Here is an 18,167-nt window from a genome sequence, read left to right on the forward strand (position 1 = left end):
AAGATGGAAGTTTCGATTGGTCGTTTTAAGTACTGCCTATCCTTTAAATAAAAATGAGATCCAGTAATACTAAGCTGTGAAGAGGCTTCCCTCCTCCAGCTTCCTTCTCCTCTTCCATTTTATTTTTCTGTTTCCAGATGTTTTTCCAATGCTTCTGAGCTCTTTTTATGAGCCCATTTCTGCTTGTAATTTACCCATTTGGCTTTGAAAAGCTTACGCATGAGTTTATCTGTATATCTCATAATAAAGACATGATACAGCATATTGGCAAAGACATTAGGCTTATTGGGAAGGGCTCTTAAAGAGAGTGAAAAACCGGGCTCCAGATATCTGTTGAAGTGCCAGAATGCCCCAGGAATAAAGAGCGCATCACCATGTTCCATGAAAATTTCATAACCTTTCGCATATTTCAGGGCGGGAAATTTTTCATAATCCGGATTCTCATAATCCAGTTCATAAATGGTATGAACCGATAAGGGAACTTTATATAAAAACGGAGATTGCTTCTGATCAAATAGCAGGATTCTTTTTTTTCCTTCAAAATGGATATGCATAAAATCACCCAGATCCACATCATAATGCATTAAAACATGAGCTTCACTTCCCCCGAAGAATAAAGTAGGCAGTCTTTTGAAAAACTTCATCCCCAAATCCGGATAGGTGAAATTTTTCAGTAACTCTGGAAGTTTGTCTGTGATGATATAGAAAAAGATTCGCAGATCTGAAGGTTTACTTTTTATAGTATCAATATACTCCTTCATTTTCATATGGGTGACCGGAGCATCTGAGCTTTTCGCAGCATCAGCCGGCTTATTGTTGTACAACGGAACCTCCTGATCTCCTGCTTTTTCCCGGATATATGACAGATTCCACTTTTCAAAAGCATCCCATCGGCTGGCGAAATTCTTGATTAAAAGAGGTTTCTGTTTTTTAAAATAGTTCTTCTGAAAATCTTCTTTACTGATATCATTTACAATATCTACGTTTTCGAGGATCATGTATTTTATATTTAGTGCGAACTAAAAATAGTCTTTTTTTGAAACCTGCAAAAATTTTAAAAGAAGAGATAAAAACTTATTTTAATAAATACAGCAGTATGGAAATGATTCCTCCCAAAAAAATGACAGCACAGCCCGGAGAACTTTTGCTTCCCCTTCCTCTGCCGCGGGTATTCACATAATGACCGCTTACCCAGGTTCCGTTTTTTTTGAAGTGTCCCTTTCTATAATAACCCATGTTTTAGTTTTTAAAGCAAAATAAAGAGGTCTTTCAGGATAAATTTTACGGTTTCCCATAAGTCAGCACTAAATGAAAAAAAATTATATTTGTAGTAATAAGTCAACTTATGAGAGCCTACAATACCAAACATTTCATTAAAATCCTTTTCAGTTTACACAAAAGCGATACCTTAAAAATTCTTTTCCCGAGTATGGTTCTTGTAGGATTGTATTCCTGGGGCATTCAGTATCTGGAGGTAGGATATTTCCATCTTACTTCAAAATCAGGAATCAGCAATGTGGGAATGATTCATTCTCTGCTGGGTTTTGTTCTTTCTCTTTTACTGGTTTTCAGAACCAACACGGCTTATGACAGATGGTGGGAAGGGCGTAAACTTTGGGGGAAACTGGTAAATGATACAAGAAACTTTGCTATAAAGATCAATACCATTTTGGGGGACAATCGTCAGGATGCAGAACAAATTGCACGATATTTAAAGTTTTTTCCACACTTTTTAGCCAAACATCTTTCTAAAGAATCTACAAGGCTGGCTTTGGATGAAGATTATTCTGAAATAGAAAATTCTTTAAAAAATCATGGTCCGAGTGAGATGATTATTCTGATGAGCCATAAATTGAACCTATTAAAGAAGGAAGGTAAGATTTCAGAAATTGAAATGCTGTATTTAGACACTCAGCTTTCGGGGTTTCTGGATGTATGTGGCGGTTGTGAGAGAATCAAAAATACACCGATTCCCTATTCTTATTCCTCTTTCATCAAGAAATTTATTATCCTGTACGTTTTTGCACTGCCTATTGCTTATGTCATCACCATCGGTCTTTTTATGATCCCGCTTACAGTTTTTGTCTATTATGTACTGATGAGTCTTGAGCTTATTGCGGAAGAAATTGAAGACCCTTTCAATAATGATGAAAACGATATTCCTATGGAAGCATTAGCACAGAATATTGAAAAAAATGTACATCAGATTATGAACAGAAAATAAAAAATCAAGCTTTTAAAGCTTGATTTCTTTTAATTCTCCGTCTTGTTTTATTTCTACAAACTTGCTTTCCCTGTTTGCAGCAGAATAGCCGTAGAAAAATGTATTATATATAGGAGAGGAATACATATATCCTCCCATCCCATTATAAGTATCTGTGGTTCCTGTCTGCTTCTGATAACTTGCCGTCGCTGTAAAATTGATAATCGTTTCAAGATAATATTTGCCGGGTTTCAGTTTTTCAAACTTAAATCTGCCGCGGTCATCCGTTAATGCCTCTACTCTATATTTAAAAGCCTCTTCAGACATATACACCGTATTTTTTTTGTTTTCATATTTCCTTCTCATGTCATAAAACTCTTCAAAATAAGGAGTCACCGGAAAGAGCATAATTACTGTTCCTTGTTTTGCATAATGTTTTTCCCCCAGCAAAGGTTTAATGCCCAGAGCTGTTTTCTGCTTGGTAGAAGCCACTCCTTCAATGGTAGAATTCCCGAATCCAAGCATATCACGGGCCATTTTTTTATCAAAAAAAGCTTGAGGATAATACGTGTTTTGTGCTCCCAGGTATACAAACCCCAACATCAGTATGAATAATGTGAATGATTTTTTCATAGTATATTTTTGAGTCAAATATAAGTATTTTACTATTTTTGAAATAAAAATAGCTATGAAGTACATGTTTCTATTGTTCTTTTCCGCTTCTGCTATCGTTATGGCACAGAAACCTTGTGGATATAAAGACGGATTACAAGAGGGATCTTGTAAAGAATTCTATGATAACGGACAGGTAAAAAATACCGTAGAATGGAAAAAAGGGAAAGTGGATGGCGATGCCGTTTTTTATTACGACAGCGGAAAAGTACAGTCAAAAGGAGAATACAAAAAGGGATTCAAAGTAAAAGAATGGTCCTATTTTGATAAGAACGGAGTACTCACATCTAAAGAAGCTTTTAGAAATGGGGAAAAGAATGTTTATGACAACAGTCTTACGGCTACTTTTTATTCTCCTGCAGGTAAAATAACTGAAATTTCGAATTATAAATTCAATAAATTACAGGGTGAAAGCAAAACCTTTCATGAAGACGGAAAATCATTGAAAGATATCGGGCAGTATGACAACGGCCTTGCTACCGGAAAATGGAAAGCGTTTTATCCATCTGGAAAACTACAGCGTGAGACGGAGCTTGTCAACGACAAAAGAAATGGCAACAGGGTTCATTACCGTGAAGACGGAAGTATAGAAAAGACCGAGGTCTATAAAGAAGGAAAATTAATCTCAACAAAATAATACAATTGGTACAGAAACTAAAACTGGAAGAACTTAACAGAATAGATGTAGAAACATTTAAGAAGGTTGAAAAAATTCCGTTGGTCATCATTTTAGACAATATCAGAAGTATGCACAATGTAGGTGCAGCTTTCAGAACGGCAGATGCCTTTTTAATTGAAAAAATCATTCTTTGCGGAATTACTCCCCAGCCTCCTCATCGTGAAATTCATAAAGCAGCATTGGGAGCTACGGAAAGTGTAGACTGGTCTCATGAATCAGACACCAATACGGCGATTGCTGATCTGAAAAGCAAAGGGTACGAAATCATCGGAATTGAGCAGACGACCAGCAGCAGGCTTATTACTGATTTTATGATTGACAGATCGAAGAAATATGCCCTTATTTTAGGAAACGAAGTAGAAGGAATCAGTGACGAAGTACTGCCTAATATTGATATATTCTTAGAAATTCCGCAGCTTGGAACCAAACATTCTCTTAATGTAAGTGTATGTGCTGGAATTGTGATGTGGGAATTTGCAAAAGCTTTAAAATAAAAAAACTGCATATGTCCTTAATAGACAGTGCAGTTTGAAATAAATCTAATAAAAAGTAAAAATGAAAGGCGACAAAGGTACTTTTTTTTCTTTACTATCAAATTTTGATGGCATTTTTTTTGTTTCATCTTAAAAAAAGTGGTGTTTTCAGAAAAAGATTCATTTAATTTTTTATAAATTAGCACAATGTTTATCAAGGACTATATCTCTAAAGACTTTCCGTGTTTTAGCCTGTCTGACTCTATAGAGTCGGCCAGAAACATATTGGAAGATTTCGGATATTCCCATGTTTTCATCAAAAAATCCCATCACTTCTACGGAGCCATTGCAATGGACTTTCTGTATGAAGAAGAGGGCGGAACCCTGAAGGACCTGGAACGCCAGATTGAGCGGTTTGCTATTTTGGAAGACAATAATATTATGGACAGTATCCGTCTGTTTTATACATTCAGTTCCAACGTGATTCCGGTGATTAATAAGAATGAAAAATATCTGGGATATATTACCTGTGAAGATATCTTTCAGGACCTTTCCCGTTATCCTCTATTTTCAGAATCAGGAGCTATTCTTACTGTAGAAACTCCCGCCAGAAAATATTCAATGACGGAAATTGCCAGTATTGTAGAAACCAATAATGCTAAATTCTACGGTGGGTTTATAAGTTTCATGTCTGACGAGGTGATCCATGTAACCATAAAAATCAGTAGTGAAAATCTGGCCTCGATAGACTCAACTTTTGATCGGTACGACTACAGAATTGTTGAAAAATATTATTCTGACGAGAAATCCGATCTGTTTAAAGACCGTTTTGGTTTTTTACAAAAATTCATAGAAATATAACATGAAGGCAGCCATATATTCTCAGAAAAAAGATCTCGATACTTTTTTATATTTAAGCAAGTTTATCTCTGAACTTGAAGCCAGAGATGTAAAATCTGTTCTATATGATGAAATGGCTGAAGCACTTCAGTTTTCAAAAATCTTCGAAACATTCAACTGTAAACAGGATCTTCTGGATAAAGAAGTAGATCTGTTTTTCACTTTTGGCGGAGACGGAACGATCGTAAACTCATTAACATTCATTGAAGATCTTGAAATTCCTGTTGTAGGAGTGAATACGGGAAGACTTGGATTTTTAGCCTTTTTCACGAAAGAAGAAGCCTTTAAAGAACTGGATTCCATCTTAAAAGGGGATGTAAAAACAAGCCGCCGTTCTGTCATTCAAGTCGTATCTCCCAATCTGGAAGGTTTTTTTCCTTATGCATTGAACGATGTCACTGTTTCCAGAAAAGAAACCACCTCCATGATTACGGTAGATTCTTACATCAATGATGAGTTTTTGAATGTATTCTGGGGTGACGGTGTGATCATTTCAACACCTACCGGTTCTACCGCCTACTCTTTGAGTTGTGGTGGACCGATCATTTCTCCGAACAACGAAAATTTTGTCATCACTCCTATTGCCCCTCACAATCTGAATGTGAGACCATTGGTGGTAAATGATAAAGTAGAAATAAAATTCAAGGTAGAAAGCCGTGTACCTCAATACTCCCTTTCTTTGGATTCCCGATTGATCCATATCGAAACTGATAAGGAAATTATTATCAAAAAGGCGGGATTCCAGCTTCTTCTGGTACAGCCCAACGGTTTGAGTTTCTATGAAACCATCCGTCAGAAGCTACTTTGGGGCAGGGATAAAAGAAATTAGTAATTTCTTAAAAATGATTACCTTTACACAAAATTAAAACACCTAATAAATTTATAATAAAAAGTAAAACATGAGCAGAATTTTTCCGGCAGGAGTTGCCACAGGTCAGCTAGTTACTGATATCTTTCAGTATGCTAAAGAAAACAAATTTGCATTACCTGCAGTAAACGTAATTGGATCAAGCAACATCAATGCTGTGATGGAAACTGCAGCGAAATTGAACGCTCCTGTAATTATTCAGTTTTCAAATGGTGGAGGTGCATTCAACGCAGGAAAAGGATTAAACAATGACGGACAAAAAGCTGCCATCTTAGGATCTATTGCTGGTGCAAAACATATTCACACTCTTGCTGAAGCGTACGGAGCAACAGTAATTCTACACACAGACCACTGTGCAAAGAAATTACTTCCTTGGATCGACGGATTGATGGATGCTAACGAAGAATTCTTCAAGCAAACAGGAAAATCTCTTTACTCTTCTCACATGCTGGACCTTTCTGAGGAATCTTTAGAAGAAAACCTTGAGATTTCAGCTCAATATTTCGAAAGAATGGCAAAACTTCAGATGACTCTTGAAGTAGAAATCGGAGTTACTGGTGGTGAAGAAGATGGTGTTGACAACTCAGACGTTGATAACTCTAAATTATATACTCAGCCTGAAGATATAGCGTATACTTATGAAAAATTAAAAGCTATTTCTGATAACTTTACCATTGCTGCAGCATTCGGTAACGTACACGGAGTTTACAAGCCAGGAAACGTAGTTCTTACACCGAAAATCCTTGACAATTCTCAGAAATATGTTCAGGAAAAATTCGGAACGGCAGCGAAACCTGTTAATTTTGTATTCCACGGAGGTTCAGGATCTACTTTAGAAGAGATCAGAGAGGCTATCGACTACGGAGTAATTAAAATGAATATCGATACTGACCTTCAGTTTGCATATACAGAAGGCGTTAGAGATTATATGGTAAACAATATTGAGTATTTAAGAACTCAAATCGGAAACCCTGAAGGAGAGGAAAAACCTAACAAAAAATTCTATGACCCAAGAGTTTGGGTAAGAAAAGGTGAAGACACATTCTCTACAAGATTGGTGAAAGCATTTGAAGATTTAAATAACGTAAATACTTTAAAATAAGACTGTACATTTGTACCGATGTAAAAGTATTCATGAGAAATACATTTACATTGGTACATTTTACATTTATACATTAATACAAGCAAAAATGGCATTCGACTGGTTTAAAAGAAAAGCAAAAAACATTACCACTTCTACTGATGAAAAAAAGGACGTTCCCAAAGGTCTATGGCATCAGACTCCATCCGGAAAAGTTGTGGAACATGATGAACTAAAGAGAAATAACTATGTTTCTCCTGAAGACGGATTTCATGTAAGAATAGGAAGTTCGGAATTTTTTGACATCCTTTTTGACGGTGGTAAATTTACCGAACTGGATGCTAATGTTGAAAGTATTGATATCCTAAACTTTAAAGATACAAAACCTTACAAAGACCGTTTAAAAGAAGTAAGAGCGAAGACAAAACTTACAGACTCTATCAGAAATGCTGTAGGAACTGTAAAAGGTACTGAAATGGTAGTTTCTTGTATGGATTTTGCTTTTATTGGTGGATCTTTAGGATCTGTAATGGGAGAAAAAATCAGAAGAGCAGTAGATTACTGTATTGCTAATAAACTTCCGTATATGATTATCTGTCAGTCTGGAGGAGCAAGAATGCAGGAAGCAACCTACTCTTTGATGCAGCTGGCAAAAGTTCAGGCTAAATTAGCTCAGCTTTCTGAAGCAGGACTTTTATACATCGCTTACCTTTGTGACCCTACATTCGGAGGAATCACAGCTTCTTTTGCAATGACCGCTGATATCATCATGGCAGAACCGGGAGCATTGATCGGTTTCGCAGGGCCAAGAGTAATCCGTGAAACGATCGGTAGAGACTTACCGGAAGGATTCCAGACATCAGAATTCTTACAGGAAAAAGGATTTGTAGATTTCATCGTAAAAAGAACTGAAATTCAGGATACTGTTGCCAAAACAGTTAATTTATTAGCTGTAAAAGCATAGTATCTGTAACAAAAACAATACAATCTCTCTCTAATTAGGGAGAGATTTTTATTTATGAGGACTTTTAAGATATTTTTCAATACCATCAGAAGTATGAGTTTTAAAAAGATTATGCGTCTTTTATCACTTATCCTTCCCCATCCTCTTTTTGCCCTATTGAGTTTTCACGCTACAGTAAAAGCATTTACTATTGCACAGAAAAAATTCCCAGAAACAGCCTCCAATAATGGAATTGGGAATGCTTTCAGACATGCTCTGTGGTGCTGCTTCATTATGATGTACTGCTGCAAGGTCTCTTCTCCTAAAAAAGCACTTGATTTTTGCAAAAGAATTACAGATATGCATGAAGAACTATTCCCGAATGAGCCTTTGGAAACAAAAATGGACCTCCACAACAATAAAATCGGAATGGACTATTTCATGGAGATCCTGCCAGGCATTCACCGACAGTTTTTTGAAAAAAGCTTTTTTGTAGAGGCATTGGTCAAAAAAATGAATGATGCCAAAGTTCTGAAGAATTTGGACGACAATTTTGAGGGGCATCTTGTATATTTAGAAGAGTAGATCTATTTTTTTCAGCCACAAAGTTTTATTTAGAATAACACTTTAGAACACTTAAGTAAGTTTAATAGGATACTGAATAAAAAAGTACACATAAGCAGAAAATCATAGATTTTTAAAAACTTAAGTGCTCTTCTCTGCTGTATAATATTTTACTTATGAAAACTTAAATGTTTAATTCTTTTGTGACTTTTGTAGTTTAAAGTATTTTTGATAAGTTTAAACAATTAAATCAATCAGATGGTTCTCAGCAGAATTTGGTCGGCTTTTATTATTATTGCCATTGCCATTGCCAGTATAAAATACGTTTCATCAGCTCACTACAAAACTATTTTCAATGATATGGTTGTGGGAAAAGGTGGTGATACCGTGAAGGTTGTGTCTCAACCGATGAACAGCCTCTCTCCTGTTATCAGAGACAGTCTGATGAAAAAAAATGATTTTGCAGACAGCAGAATTCACTACAAAACAGATTCTTTAAAACAAAATGTAAGCGTTTATCGTGTTCAGGAGGCTGATGGAGTGATCGGAACCTCAGAAACAGCAGTAAAGATCTGTATTGGCCTTATCGGAATCATGACCCTTTTCATGGGATTCATGAGTATTGCTGAAAAAGCAGGAGGAATCAATCTTTTAAGCCGTTTGATCCAGCCGTTTTTTTCCAAATTATTTCCTGACATCCCTAAAAACCATCCCGCTTTCGGGCATATGCTGATGAATTTCAGTGCCAACCTTCTGGGATTGGATAATGCAGCGACTCCTTTTGGGTTAAAAGCAATGGAAAGTTTACAGAGTTTAAATCCCAATAAAGATACCGCCAGCAATTCGCAGATTATGTTTTTATGTCTCCATGCCGGAGGGATGACCTTAATTCCTGTATCCATTATTGCGATCAGAGCATCCATGGGTTCAAAGACCCCTACTGATATATTTCTGCCCTGTATGATTGCTACTTTTGCGGCTACATTGGCTGCGATGATTATCGTTTCTTTATACCAGAAGATCAACCTGCTTCGTCCTGTCGTTATTGCTTATGTAGGAGGAATTTCAGCCGTTATTGCTTTACTGGTGATATATCTTGTACAGCTAAGTAAAGATGAACTGGATGACTTCAGCAAGGTATTAAGCAATGGACTTATTCTCTTTATTTTCCTTGCCATAGTACTTGGAGCTGTTTATAAAAAAATCAATGTTTTTGACGCTTTTATTGAAGGAGCAAAAGAAGGTTTTACCACCTGCGTCAAGATTATCCCTTATCTGGTTGGAATGTTGATTGCCATTTCCTTATTAAGAACTTCCGGCGTTTTTGATGTGATCATTGACGGAATGAAGTGGGTGGCCAACGTGGCTAATATGGACCCAAGATTTGTTGATGGGCTTCCAACGGCTTTAATCAAACCTTTATCCGGTTCAGGAGCAAGAGGAATGATGGTGGATACGATGTCAACATTCGGAGCTGATAGTTTCCAGGGGAAATTAGCGGCCGTGCTTCAGGGAAGCTCAGATACGACGTTCTACGTGATCGCGGTTTATTTTGGCGCCGTTGCCGTTAAGAATACAAGATACACGGTAATTGCTATGCTTCTGGCCGATTTAGTCGGTGTTATCACTGCAATTGCCTTAGCTTATTTGTTCTTTGCTTAATTAAAAGCTGCTGGTTGAGACCGATGTTATTAATTTTAAACACTAAACTTAAAACTTTAAATCATTATGATTACAGATAAAGAATTTACTTTAAGACTTATTCGCCAATTGACTCAGGCGCTAGAAAAACTGATCCTGGATAAACCTGAAGAAAGCTTAATGCAGAAAGAACTGGATTTTGATACTTTGATGAGAGATATTTTCAAGATAAGTTTCACAGAAGTCTCTTCTAAGACCAAAGAAGAAATAATTGCTATCGTTAACGAAAGACAGGAAAGGGATCACAAAGATTATTATGAAATGCTTGGAAACCTTTTCTACTTCAACAGCAGACATGATCAGAATAAAGATTTTCAGGATAAAGCAAAGACATTTTATGAGCTGTATCTACAGACCAGCGGTATTTTTGCCCTTCCGATTATCAACAGAATAAATGAATTAAAAAAAGCACTTGAATAAAGTGCTTTTTTATTTTAGAATGTAATTTTATAACTTCCGGTTGATGATGTATTGGCTTTCTCTGCCTTTACATATTTCTTCACCCAGGCCACAGATGTAGAAGATACACAAGGGTCTGAAACCCCTCCGGCTCTTCTTGCAGACACCACATTTCCTGCTTTATCTACAGTATAAGCAATGGTAATCGATCCGCTTACAGTACAGCTGTGAGAAGGCTGAGCCCCTCCTCTTCCCATTGTTCCGGGAATATAGCCCACGAGCTTTCTATCAATTCCAACTTTACTGTCTCCGTTTCCATCTCCTCCCAAAGGATCTCCTGCATTTCCAATACCCTCTCCTGTCCCTTGGCTTCCTGCTTTTGTACCTCTTCCTTTAATCAGGTTTCCAATAGCAGCATTTCCTTTTCCATCCCCGTTTCCGGTTTTTGAATTGGCTGTAGCAGCACCTGATTTCTTGGTATTTTTTGAAGCGCTTGTTGCGCTTGTTGCTTCTTTTTTCTCAGCTTTTTTTGAATCTTCCTTTTTAGGAACTGTTGCTTTTGAATTGTTTCCCGTAATAACCTTCTCCTTAACTTCTGTTTTCTTTGGTGCAGGAGTAGGTACCGGCTCTGGTTTTACTACAGTTTTTGTTTCCGGAACAGGTGTTTCTGCTGGTTCCGGTGTCACTTCTTCTGTAGCTGCAGCAAGACTTCCCGGCTGCTCAGCAGGCTCTTCAATACCCTTACCGTTTCTGTTATCTCCGAAGTTCACCAACATAGTCGTTATCACTTCAGGATCTTTATCCAGTTCAGGTTTTAATTTATATAAAAAAACAAAAAGCAAAACGGCAGCCCAGATGAGAATAGAAAGCACGGCGCTCTTTATCCTATCTTTGTTTTCGTCGTTTCTGTTTGCTGTATAGCTTTTCATCTTAAAAAGTAATTCTTTCCGGAAATCCGGATCTGTTATTTATCTTTAACCGTTGCAATAGCAATGTTAAATTTATGTTTTTCAGCGATTTCCATGACAAAAACAACATCTTTATGCAGTGTATTTTCGTCGGCTCTGATCGTGAAAGATTTATTCGTCTGACTGGCTAATTTATCAACAATAATCTTCTCCAGTTCTCCTTTATTAGCAGGATTATCATCTACAAAGAATGAGCCATCCGGCTTGATACTTACCGTAACAGGATTGGGTATATTATCGTCAACAGCTCCGGCTTTCGGCAGATTCACATCAATGGCGCTTTGATTGGCGGCAGAAGAGGTGATCATAAAGAAGATCAGCATTAACAGGATAACGTCTGTCATCGCTGCTAAACTGAATTCCGGGTTTGCTTTATTTCTTCTCTGAATTTTCATCGTAAGAAATTTTATAAAGGTTTATTGATAAGGTCTAAAAATTCTCCTGACATATTCTGAGCTTTCAGTACAAACTTATCAATCCTTGTCAAAAGAATGTTGTAACAGAAATTAGCAGGAATTGCTACTGCCAAACCTACCGCAGTCTGTCCCAAAGCAGTATAAATACCTTCTGAAAGTGTTTTTGGAGAGAAAGATCCTGTTGCGTGGGATAGATTAAAGAAAGCAATAATCATCCCGATTACTGTACCCAAAAGACCTAACATCGGCGCGATACTTGGTACTACAGCGAGAAGGTTCAGGTTTTTCTCCATATTAGCAACCTCTACCTGAGCCTGCGATTCCATGGCACTTACAATATCAGAAACAGGACGTCCCAATCTTGAAATTCCTTTTTCTAAAATTCTTCCTTCCGGAGAGTTCTGTGTTTTGCAATAATCTGCCGCAGCCTCTATTTTTCCAGCTTTTATAAAGTCTTCGATATTGTTCATGAAGTTGGAATCCGTTTTTGAAGTGAGTCTTTTGATAAAGAAAAATCTTTCAAAAAACAGATAGAGAGAAAATATCCCCAACAGCAACACAATGGCCATCACTATTTTAGCGAATGCACCCCCATGGAACATGATTTTCCAGAATGAGAACTCTAAGTTGTCTGCAGCAACTGCAGGTGTGGAGATTTGTGCAAATAAAATCTGAGAAAGTTCCGTTAACAGCATTAAATGTGAATTTTATTAAAGTTTCAACGACAAATGTAATAGAATATTATGAATTGAACTCTTAAAAATTGCTTAAAAACAACTTAAAATTTGTTATTATTTACCAATAGCAAATTTCTTTCCAAAAATAATTTTGAAAAGAAATTCGATAGTAAAAAAGGAACAAGGCTTCTGTTAATCCTCGTCTACCTCAATATCATCCTGCTTGAATTCGCATTTTAATCTAAAAGGAATCGGTGTATCAGATCCGGTATAGAAATCATCAATGGTGCCCTTCCAGATGACCTGAAGCTCTCCTTCTTCATTTCTTTCGAAAAGAAGCTCGTTGTCGTAGATATAAGCATCTTCGTCATCGAAAAGATCTACTTCTGTGTAGGTTTCTTCATCAGAGTCATTGATTTTGATAGTTTTTCCTTCTATTTCCGTCGATTCAATAGGCAAATCGAAAACTTCAAGTGAAAGCTGCGGAAACTTGTACTGTAGTGAATCATCGTCTACGTGATCCAAACTGTCATCCGTAATAACTTCAACCTCTAAAAAATGTTGTTGATTGCTGTAGACGGCTTTACAATAAGTATTTCTGATATTGTATTTTAGCGTCTCCTCCGGATGGTAAATTTTTAAAATCCCTTTCATTATTTCTTAAAAAAGAGCTGTAATAATATGATTGTTAAACGTTTTAGACAAAGATAAAAAATTGATTCAAAGTTGAAAGGATTTTAAAAATAATTTTTTCAAAATCAATTCATACCATAAGTCTGAATACCCCAATAATACTTATTTTTGTTTTCATAAAGATTCTGAAAATGAAAAACATTTTATCAAAAGGTATTCTAGGACTAGGATTGATGATCGGTCTTGCTTCATGCAAAAAATCGGATTCTCCCCTTACGAAAGTAACGCCCAGCAACCTGGACTCTATTGCTTCCAACTACTACGAGCAGTATTTGAAGCTATACCCTTTGGATGCTACTTCTCAGGGAGATACAAGATACAACGACCAGCTTCCTATCAATATTGATAAAGATTTTATCTCGGGGGAAGTCGCTTTCTATAATTCTGTACAGAAACAACTGGAGCATGTAGATTACAAAACGCTTTCTGATGAAGAAAAAGTAGTATATGATGTACTGGATTATACTTTAAAGGATAAAATTGAGGCATATGCTTATCATCCTGAATATATTCCTTTTACCCAATTCGGAGGTCTTCCGCTTACTTTTCCATTGTATGGAAGCGGACAGGGAAGCCAGCCTTTCAAAACTGAAAAAGATTACAGTGATTGGTTAAAAAGAATGGAAAAATTCCCGGAATGGATGAATGCAGCCGCAGATAACTTCCGTGAAGGAATCAGCAATAAGGTAGTCCTTCCTAAAAAACTGGTTGTCAAGATGATTCCTCAAATGAAAGCTGAGGAAATAACAACCTCTGACATGGAAAAAAACATTTTCTACGGACCGGTTAAAAACTTTCCAAAAAGCTTTACTCAGGATCAGAAAGACAAATTTTCAGCACTTTATAAAGATGTTATCACGAAAAAGATCATTCCTGCCTACACAAAAATGGGAGTATTCTTAGAGAAAGAGTACCTTCCAAAGGCAAGAGATACAGATGGATACAACAGCCTTCCTAACGGTAATGAAATTTACAACTATTATGTAAAAAGCTGGACAACCACCAAAAAATCTCCCACAGAGATCAATAAAATCGGACTACAGCAGGTAGCGATGCTTCGTGCGGAAATGGAAAAGGTAAAACAGCAGGTAGGTTTCTCCGGAACACTGGAAGAATTTATCACTTTTGTAAAAACAGATCCTAAGGCAATGCCTTATAAAACTTCTAAAGAGGTTTTGAATGCTTTCAATGGTATTCTAACGAAGATTACGCCAAAGCTGAAAACGATGTTTAACGTAACTCCGAAAACAAAATTTGAAATCAGACAGACGGAGAAATTCAGAGAAGCAAGTGCCAGCGCAGAATATATTCCCGGAACTCCGGATGGAAAAAGAGCGGGGATATTTTATGTTCCGCTACCCGATCCTACCAAATTCAATGTTACTTCAGGAATGGAATCTCTTTTCCTTCATGAGGCAATTCCAGGGCACCATTACCAGATTTCTCTGCAACAGGAGAATACAAAACTTCCTAAATTCATGAGGTTTGGATGGTTTGGAGCATATGGGGAAGGATGGGCACATTATTGTGAAACACTAGGTCCTGAGTTCGGTTTGTATACAGATCCTTATCAGAAAATGGGATACCTGAGCGACCAGATGCTGAGAGCCGTAAGATTAGTAGTAGATACAGGACTTCATACCGGAAAAATGTCAAGAGAAGAAGCCATCAAATATTTCTTAAGCAACATTTCTTATGACGAGGGATCTGCCACAGCAGAAGTAGAAAGGTATATGGTAATGCCGGGGCAGGCTTTAGGCTACAAAATAGGTTCTTTGAGAATCCGTGAGTTGAGAGAAAAATATCAGAAAGACCTTGGAAAGAAATTCAATCTGGCGAGCTTCCATGACGAAGTATTAAGCCAGGGATGTCTTCCTTTGGATGTTCTGAACAGAAAAATGGAGCTTTGGGCTCAAAAACAAAAATAAACTTACGTTAATAAAAAAGGATACTTCATTCAATCGGTATCCTTTTTTATTTCGTTCTTTCTAAATAAACAAAATTGATATGATCACAGAAAGCCTCAGATCTCTTTACAACAGAGATTTAAACAAACTAAAAACAGAGATAGAAGCCTATCAGAACGAAGAAAATCTTTGGAAAATTGATAAAAACATTGCCAATTCTGCGGGTAATCTAGTCCTTCATTTGGTGGGAAATCTCAACCATTTTATAGGAACCCATCTTGGAAATACAGGATATGTAAGACAACGTGACCTGGAGTTTTCATTAAAAGATATCCCAAGAACTGAGCTTATTGAAAAAATAGAGGCAACAGCAGCAATGATAGAGTCTTCTCTTGCTCCATTATCAGAAGATGATCTGAAAAAAGAATATCCACTGGTTGTTTTCGAAAATACAATGACCACAGATTACTTTCTGATCCACCTGCTTGCTCATTTGGACTATCATTTGGGGCAGATCAACTATCACAGAAGGTTGCTGGATATTTAATTTCCTTTTACTTTCTTTTGGATGATCTTTTATACCCTGTCAAGGTTTAAGATCTTGACAGGATATAAAATTCAAAATTTTTCAGAGAAAACTATTTCTCAAACATCATTTTCGTAATAAAATCCTTCTCTCCTTTTCCTCTTGCCGGAGAATATTCTCTTCCGTAGAAAATAATCTGAAGATGAAGTTTATTCCACACTTCTTCAGGGAATAAATTCTTTGCATCGCGTTCAGTTTCTACCACATTTTTTCCGGAAGTAAGCTTCCATTGTGTCATAAGACGATGAATATGGGTATCCACAGGAAAAGCAGGAAATCCGAAGCCCTGGCTCATTACCACCGAAGCAGTTTTATGTCCTACTCCCGGCAGCGCTTCCAATTCTTCATACGTTTGGGGAACGATACCATTATGTCTTTCCAATAATAGCTCGGCCATTTTTTTTAGGTTTTTGGCTTTTGTATTGGACAAACCTATTTCTTTGATCAATTCTTTAATTTGAAACTCCTCTAGTTTTGCCATTCTCTGAGGGGTTCCTGCAACCGCAAAAAGATCAGGGGTAACCTGGTTTACTTTTTTATCAGTTGTTTGTGCAGAAAGTGCCACAGCAACCATTAATGTATACTGATCAGTGTGATCCAACGGAATAGGTGTTGTAGGATATAATTTCTCCAGTTCTATCTGAACGAGCTCGGCTCTTTGCTTTTTTGTCATGTAACCCTTAAATTTGAACAAAATTAAATCATTATGTTGAAAGTTGGAGACAAATTACCTGAATTTGAAGGAACCAATCAAGATGGGGAAACAGTAACCTCATCAAAATTAATGGGAGAAAAACTAGTGGTTTTCTTCTATCCACAAGCAAGTACCCCAACATGTACCGTTGAAGCCTGCAATCTAAGTGACAATTATACTGAGCTTAAAAAGGCTGGATTTCAGCTATTGGGAATAAGTGGTGATTCTGTGAAAAAACAGAAAAATTTCCACAGCAAATTTGCTTTTCCTTATGATCTTATTGCAGATGAAAATCGTGATATCATTGAAAAATTCGGAGTGTGGCAGGAGAAAAAAACGTTTGGAAAAACGTATATGGGAATTGTAAGAACAACCTTTATTTTTGATGAAAATGGGGTATGTATAAGAGTGATTGAAAAAGTGACTTCAAAGACTGCTGCTGAGCAGATTCTGGAAGGATAATTCTTTTTTTAAAACACAGATATCACAAATCTTTTCACAAATAACACAATTATGTATCTGTGTTATTTGTGAAAATATTTTTTTTATGGATGTATTATTCTGTTTCGTAATAGTTTAATTCTTCGGTCTCTTCAGGAAGAGTCACGTGTTTTTGAAACTTTAAACCTAGCTTTTCGATCAACTTTTGGGAAGAAATATTATCTTTTGAAATGATTGCAGAAATCTTGGATAATCCAAAATCGTCCATCCCTATAGATTTAACTTTCTGAGCCGCTTCAAAAGCATATCCTTTTCCTTCAAACTCTTCCAGTAAAGAATATCCGATGTCTAACACATCAAGCCCTTCTCTTTCGAAGATTCCCACTGCTCCTATTTTTTCATTTCCTTCTTTGGTTACTAAAAGATAGTTTCCAAATCCTAGTCTTTCAATCTGTGGGGCAAATCTGTTTAGGATATAATTTTCAGCGTCTTCAATGGTATTAACATTACGGTTGCCGATATATTGAATAAATTTTGGTCTGTTATAAAGTTCAAAGACAAAATCTCTGTCTTCACGAGACATCGGACGTAGTATTAATCGCTCAGTCTCATAGGTATTATTTGCGCTTGGGTGTTTTTCTAGGCTCATCTTTCTTTGGTTCTTCCTTTTTTTCGATTTTTAAAAGTCTCGGGTTATTAGCACATTTTTTATTGTAAAGCTCAATATAAGTACCATTGTTCTTTACATTGCTTACAGCACCTGTAGATTTATTTACGGTTACTGTATAATGCGTTTTCTGGTAAGGGCACTCTTTTGAAGTAAGTTTTCCAAGATCCAGATAATAATTTGATTTGTCTTCATGATAGTTACCTGCAAGATCTTTGAATTCCTCATCTACCATGTATCCGTCAGCGGCTAGCATTATAGATGCTTCCTCGGCATTATCAATTCTGTCTACAAACTTTTTAAGTCCTTCTATATCGGTAATGTAGTTTATTTTACCTCCTTCTGAATAGGCGATATAATAAAAACTGTCTTCACTGGGAAACAGATTGAATCCTGAGAACTGAGGGGTATAATTCACCTTGCCCGAACTCTTTATTTCTTCTCCTTTTCCATAGCTATTGTATACCAAAACCCATGAGTCAACTTTGTTACTTGGGTTGATCTGTTGTAAAATACCAGGAATGCTTGAAAACTTTTTCTTCTCCTGAGAATATCCTAAGATTCCCAAAAGTAAAAATATAAGAATTGTAAATCGGGTTGCAGCTTTAATCATAATTAAAAAATGAGCAGAAAAT

General features: G+C 36.6%; 23 protein-coding genes. 13 read left to right on the forward strand and 10 right to left on the reverse strand.

What is annotated here, in order from left to right; all coding sequences use genetic code 11:
• Positions 1-119: 119 nt before the first annotated feature.
• Both LF886_RS01050 and LF886_RS01055 read right to left on the reverse strand, forming a co-directional pair.
• Entirely contained in the window at positions 120-998 is an 879-nt protein-coding gene (locus tag LF886_RS01050) for a cupin-like domain-containing protein (protein ID WP_236852266.1), read from the reverse strand.
• Positions 999-1,074: 76 nt separating this feature from the next.
• Positions 1,075-1,236, reverse strand: coding sequence for a hypothetical protein (locus tag LF886_RS01055; RefSeq protein WP_236852267.1), 162 nt, complete (start codon positions 1,234-1,236; stop codon positions 1,075-1,077).
• A gap of 109 nt (positions 1,237-1,345) precedes the next feature.
• Here LF886_RS01055 and LF886_RS01060 point away from each other — a divergent pair, with 109 nt between their 5' ends.
• Positions 1,346-2,224: a bestrophin family protein gene (locus LF886_RS01060; RefSeq protein ID WP_124532849.1), complete on the forward strand. Its 879-nt coding sequence runs from the start codon at positions 1,346-1,348 to the stop codon at positions 2,222-2,224.
• 12 nt (positions 2,225-2,236) lie between these two features.
• Here the strand turns inward: LF886_RS01060 and LF886_RS01065 are convergent, their stop codons facing one another.
• Positions 2,237-2,836, reverse strand: coding sequence for a hypothetical protein (locus tag LF886_RS01065; protein WP_236852268.1), 600 nt, complete (start codon positions 2,834-2,836; stop codon positions 2,237-2,239).
• A gap of 55 nt (positions 2,837-2,891) precedes the next feature.
• Between LF886_RS01065 and LF886_RS01070 the strand changes: the two genes are divergently transcribed.
• From LF886_RS01070 to LF886_RS01110, 9 genes are all read left to right on the forward strand, one after another.
• Positions 2,892-3,512, forward strand: a complete 621-nt coding sequence (locus LF886_RS01070) for a toxin-antitoxin system YwqK family antitoxin (protein ID WP_236852269.1) — start codon at positions 2,892-2,894, stop codon at positions 3,510-3,512.
• Positions 3,513-3,517: 5 nt separating this feature from the next.
• Entirely contained in the window at positions 3,518-4,048 is a 531-nt protein-coding gene (locus tag LF886_RS01075) for an RNA methyltransferase (protein WP_236852270.1), read from the forward strand.
• A gap of 186 nt (positions 4,049-4,234) precedes the next feature.
• Positions 4,235-4,888 (forward strand): CBS domain-containing protein, encoded by a 654-nt coding sequence (locus tag LF886_RS01080; protein WP_109737857.1) that lies wholly within the window; start codon positions 4,235-4,237, stop codon positions 4,886-4,888.
• A gap of 1 nt (position 4,889) precedes the next feature.
• The gene (locus tag LF886_RS01085) at positions 4,890-5,756 is read left to right on the forward strand and encodes an NAD kinase (protein ID WP_236852271.1); all 867 of its coding nucleotides are present in this window, start codon (positions 4,890-4,892) and stop codon (positions 5,754-5,756) included.
• A gap of 70 nt (positions 5,757-5,826) precedes the next feature.
• A complete protein-coding gene (gene fbaA, locus LF886_RS01090) occupies positions 5,827-6,897 on the forward strand; it encodes a class II fructose-bisphosphate aldolase (RefSeq protein WP_103233191.1) in 1,071 nt (356 codons plus the stop codon).
• An 88-nt stretch (positions 6,898-6,985) separates the two neighbouring features.
• Complete coding sequence (accD, locus tag LF886_RS01095) at positions 6,986-7,840, forward strand: acetyl-CoA carboxylase, carboxyltransferase subunit beta (protein WP_236852272.1); 855 nt, start codon at positions 6,986-6,988, stop codon at positions 7,838-7,840.
• A gap of 54 nt (positions 7,841-7,894) precedes the next feature.
• Positions 7,895-8,404: a DUF6973 domain-containing protein gene (locus tag LF886_RS01100; protein WP_236852273.1), complete on the forward strand. Its 510-nt coding sequence runs from the start codon at positions 7,895-7,897 to the stop codon at positions 8,402-8,404.
• A gap of 237 nt (positions 8,405-8,641) precedes the next feature.
• Positions 8,642-10,045, forward strand: a complete 1,404-nt coding sequence (locus LF886_RS01105; protein WP_236852274.1) for a nucleoside recognition domain-containing protein — start codon at positions 8,642-8,644, stop codon at positions 10,043-10,045.
• 66 nt (positions 10,046-10,111) lie between these two features.
• The gene (locus LF886_RS01110; protein ID WP_103233187.1) at positions 10,112-10,504 is read left to right on the forward strand and encodes a hypothetical protein; all 393 of its coding nucleotides are present in this window, start codon (positions 10,112-10,114) and stop codon (positions 10,502-10,504) included.
• A gap of 14 nt (positions 10,505-10,518) precedes the next feature.
• On the opposite strand, the gene LF886_RS01115 is transcribed toward LF886_RS01110, so the two are convergent.
• The 4 genes from LF886_RS01115 to LF886_RS01130 all read right to left on the reverse strand — a co-directional run bounded on the left by LF886_RS01115 (position 10,519) and on the right by LF886_RS01130 (position 13,198).
• Positions 10,519-11,412, reverse strand: a complete 894-nt coding sequence (locus LF886_RS01115) for a ferric siderophore ABC transporter substrate-binding protein (RefSeq protein WP_236852275.1) — start codon at positions 11,410-11,412, stop codon at positions 10,519-10,521.
• A gap of 35 nt (positions 11,413-11,447) precedes the next feature.
• Positions 11,448-11,846: an ExbD/TolR family protein gene (locus LF886_RS01120; RefSeq protein WP_103233185.1), complete on the reverse strand. Its 399-nt coding sequence runs from the start codon at positions 11,844-11,846 to the stop codon at positions 11,448-11,450.
• Positions 11,847-11,857: 11 nt separating this feature from the next.
• Entirely contained in the window at positions 11,858-12,562 is a 705-nt protein-coding gene (locus LF886_RS01125; protein WP_236852276.1) for a MotA/TolQ/ExbB proton channel family protein, read from the reverse strand.
• Positions 12,563-12,736: 174 nt separating this feature from the next.
• A complete protein-coding gene (locus tag LF886_RS01130; protein ID WP_236852277.1) occupies positions 12,737-13,198 on the reverse strand; it encodes a hypothetical protein in 462 nt (153 codons plus the stop codon).
• A gap of 170 nt (positions 13,199-13,368) precedes the next feature.
• Between LF886_RS01130 and LF886_RS01135 the strand changes: the two genes are divergently transcribed.
• Both LF886_RS01135 and LF886_RS01140 read left to right on the forward strand, forming a co-directional pair.
• Entirely contained in the window at positions 13,369-15,165 is a 1,797-nt protein-coding gene (locus LF886_RS01135; RefSeq protein WP_236852278.1) for a DUF885 domain-containing protein, read from the forward strand.
• 79 nt (positions 15,166-15,244) lie between these two features.
• Positions 15,245-15,691 (forward strand): DinB family protein, encoded by a 447-nt coding sequence (locus LF886_RS01140; RefSeq protein ID WP_236852279.1) that lies wholly within the window; start codon positions 15,245-15,247, stop codon positions 15,689-15,691.
• A gap of 91 nt (positions 15,692-15,782) precedes the next feature.
• Here the strand turns inward: LF886_RS01140 and LF886_RS01145 are convergent, their stop codons facing one another.
• Positions 15,783-16,403, reverse strand: coding sequence for an endonuclease III domain-containing protein (locus LF886_RS01145; protein WP_152289045.1), 621 nt, complete (start codon positions 16,401-16,403; stop codon positions 15,783-15,785).
• 33 nt (positions 16,404-16,436) lie between these two features.
• Between LF886_RS01145 and bcp the strand changes: the two genes are divergently transcribed.
• Positions 16,437-16,886 (forward strand): thioredoxin-dependent thiol peroxidase, encoded by a 450-nt coding sequence (gene bcp / locus LF886_RS01150; protein ID WP_236852280.1) that lies wholly within the window; start codon positions 16,437-16,439, stop codon positions 16,884-16,886.
• A gap of 94 nt (positions 16,887-16,980) precedes the next feature.
• Here bcp and LF886_RS01155 read toward each other — a convergent pair whose 3' ends face one another.
• Positions 16,981-17,514: a GNAT family N-acetyltransferase gene (locus LF886_RS01155; RefSeq protein WP_236852281.1), complete on the reverse strand. Its 534-nt coding sequence runs from the start codon at positions 17,512-17,514 to the stop codon at positions 16,981-16,983.
• Entirely contained in the window at positions 17,483-18,145 is a 663-nt protein-coding gene (locus LF886_RS01160; protein WP_236852282.1) for a hypothetical protein, read from the reverse strand. The genes LF886_RS01155 and LF886_RS01160 overlap by 32 nt, the downstream gene beginning before the upstream one ends.
• Positions 18,146-18,167: the final 22 nt, after the last annotated feature.

It is taken from the genome of Chryseobacterium sp. MEBOG07 (genome assembly GCF_021869745.1).
Classification (GTDB): domain Bacteria; phylum Bacteroidota; class Bacteroidia; order Flavobacteriales; family Weeksellaceae; genus Chryseobacterium; species Chryseobacterium viscerum.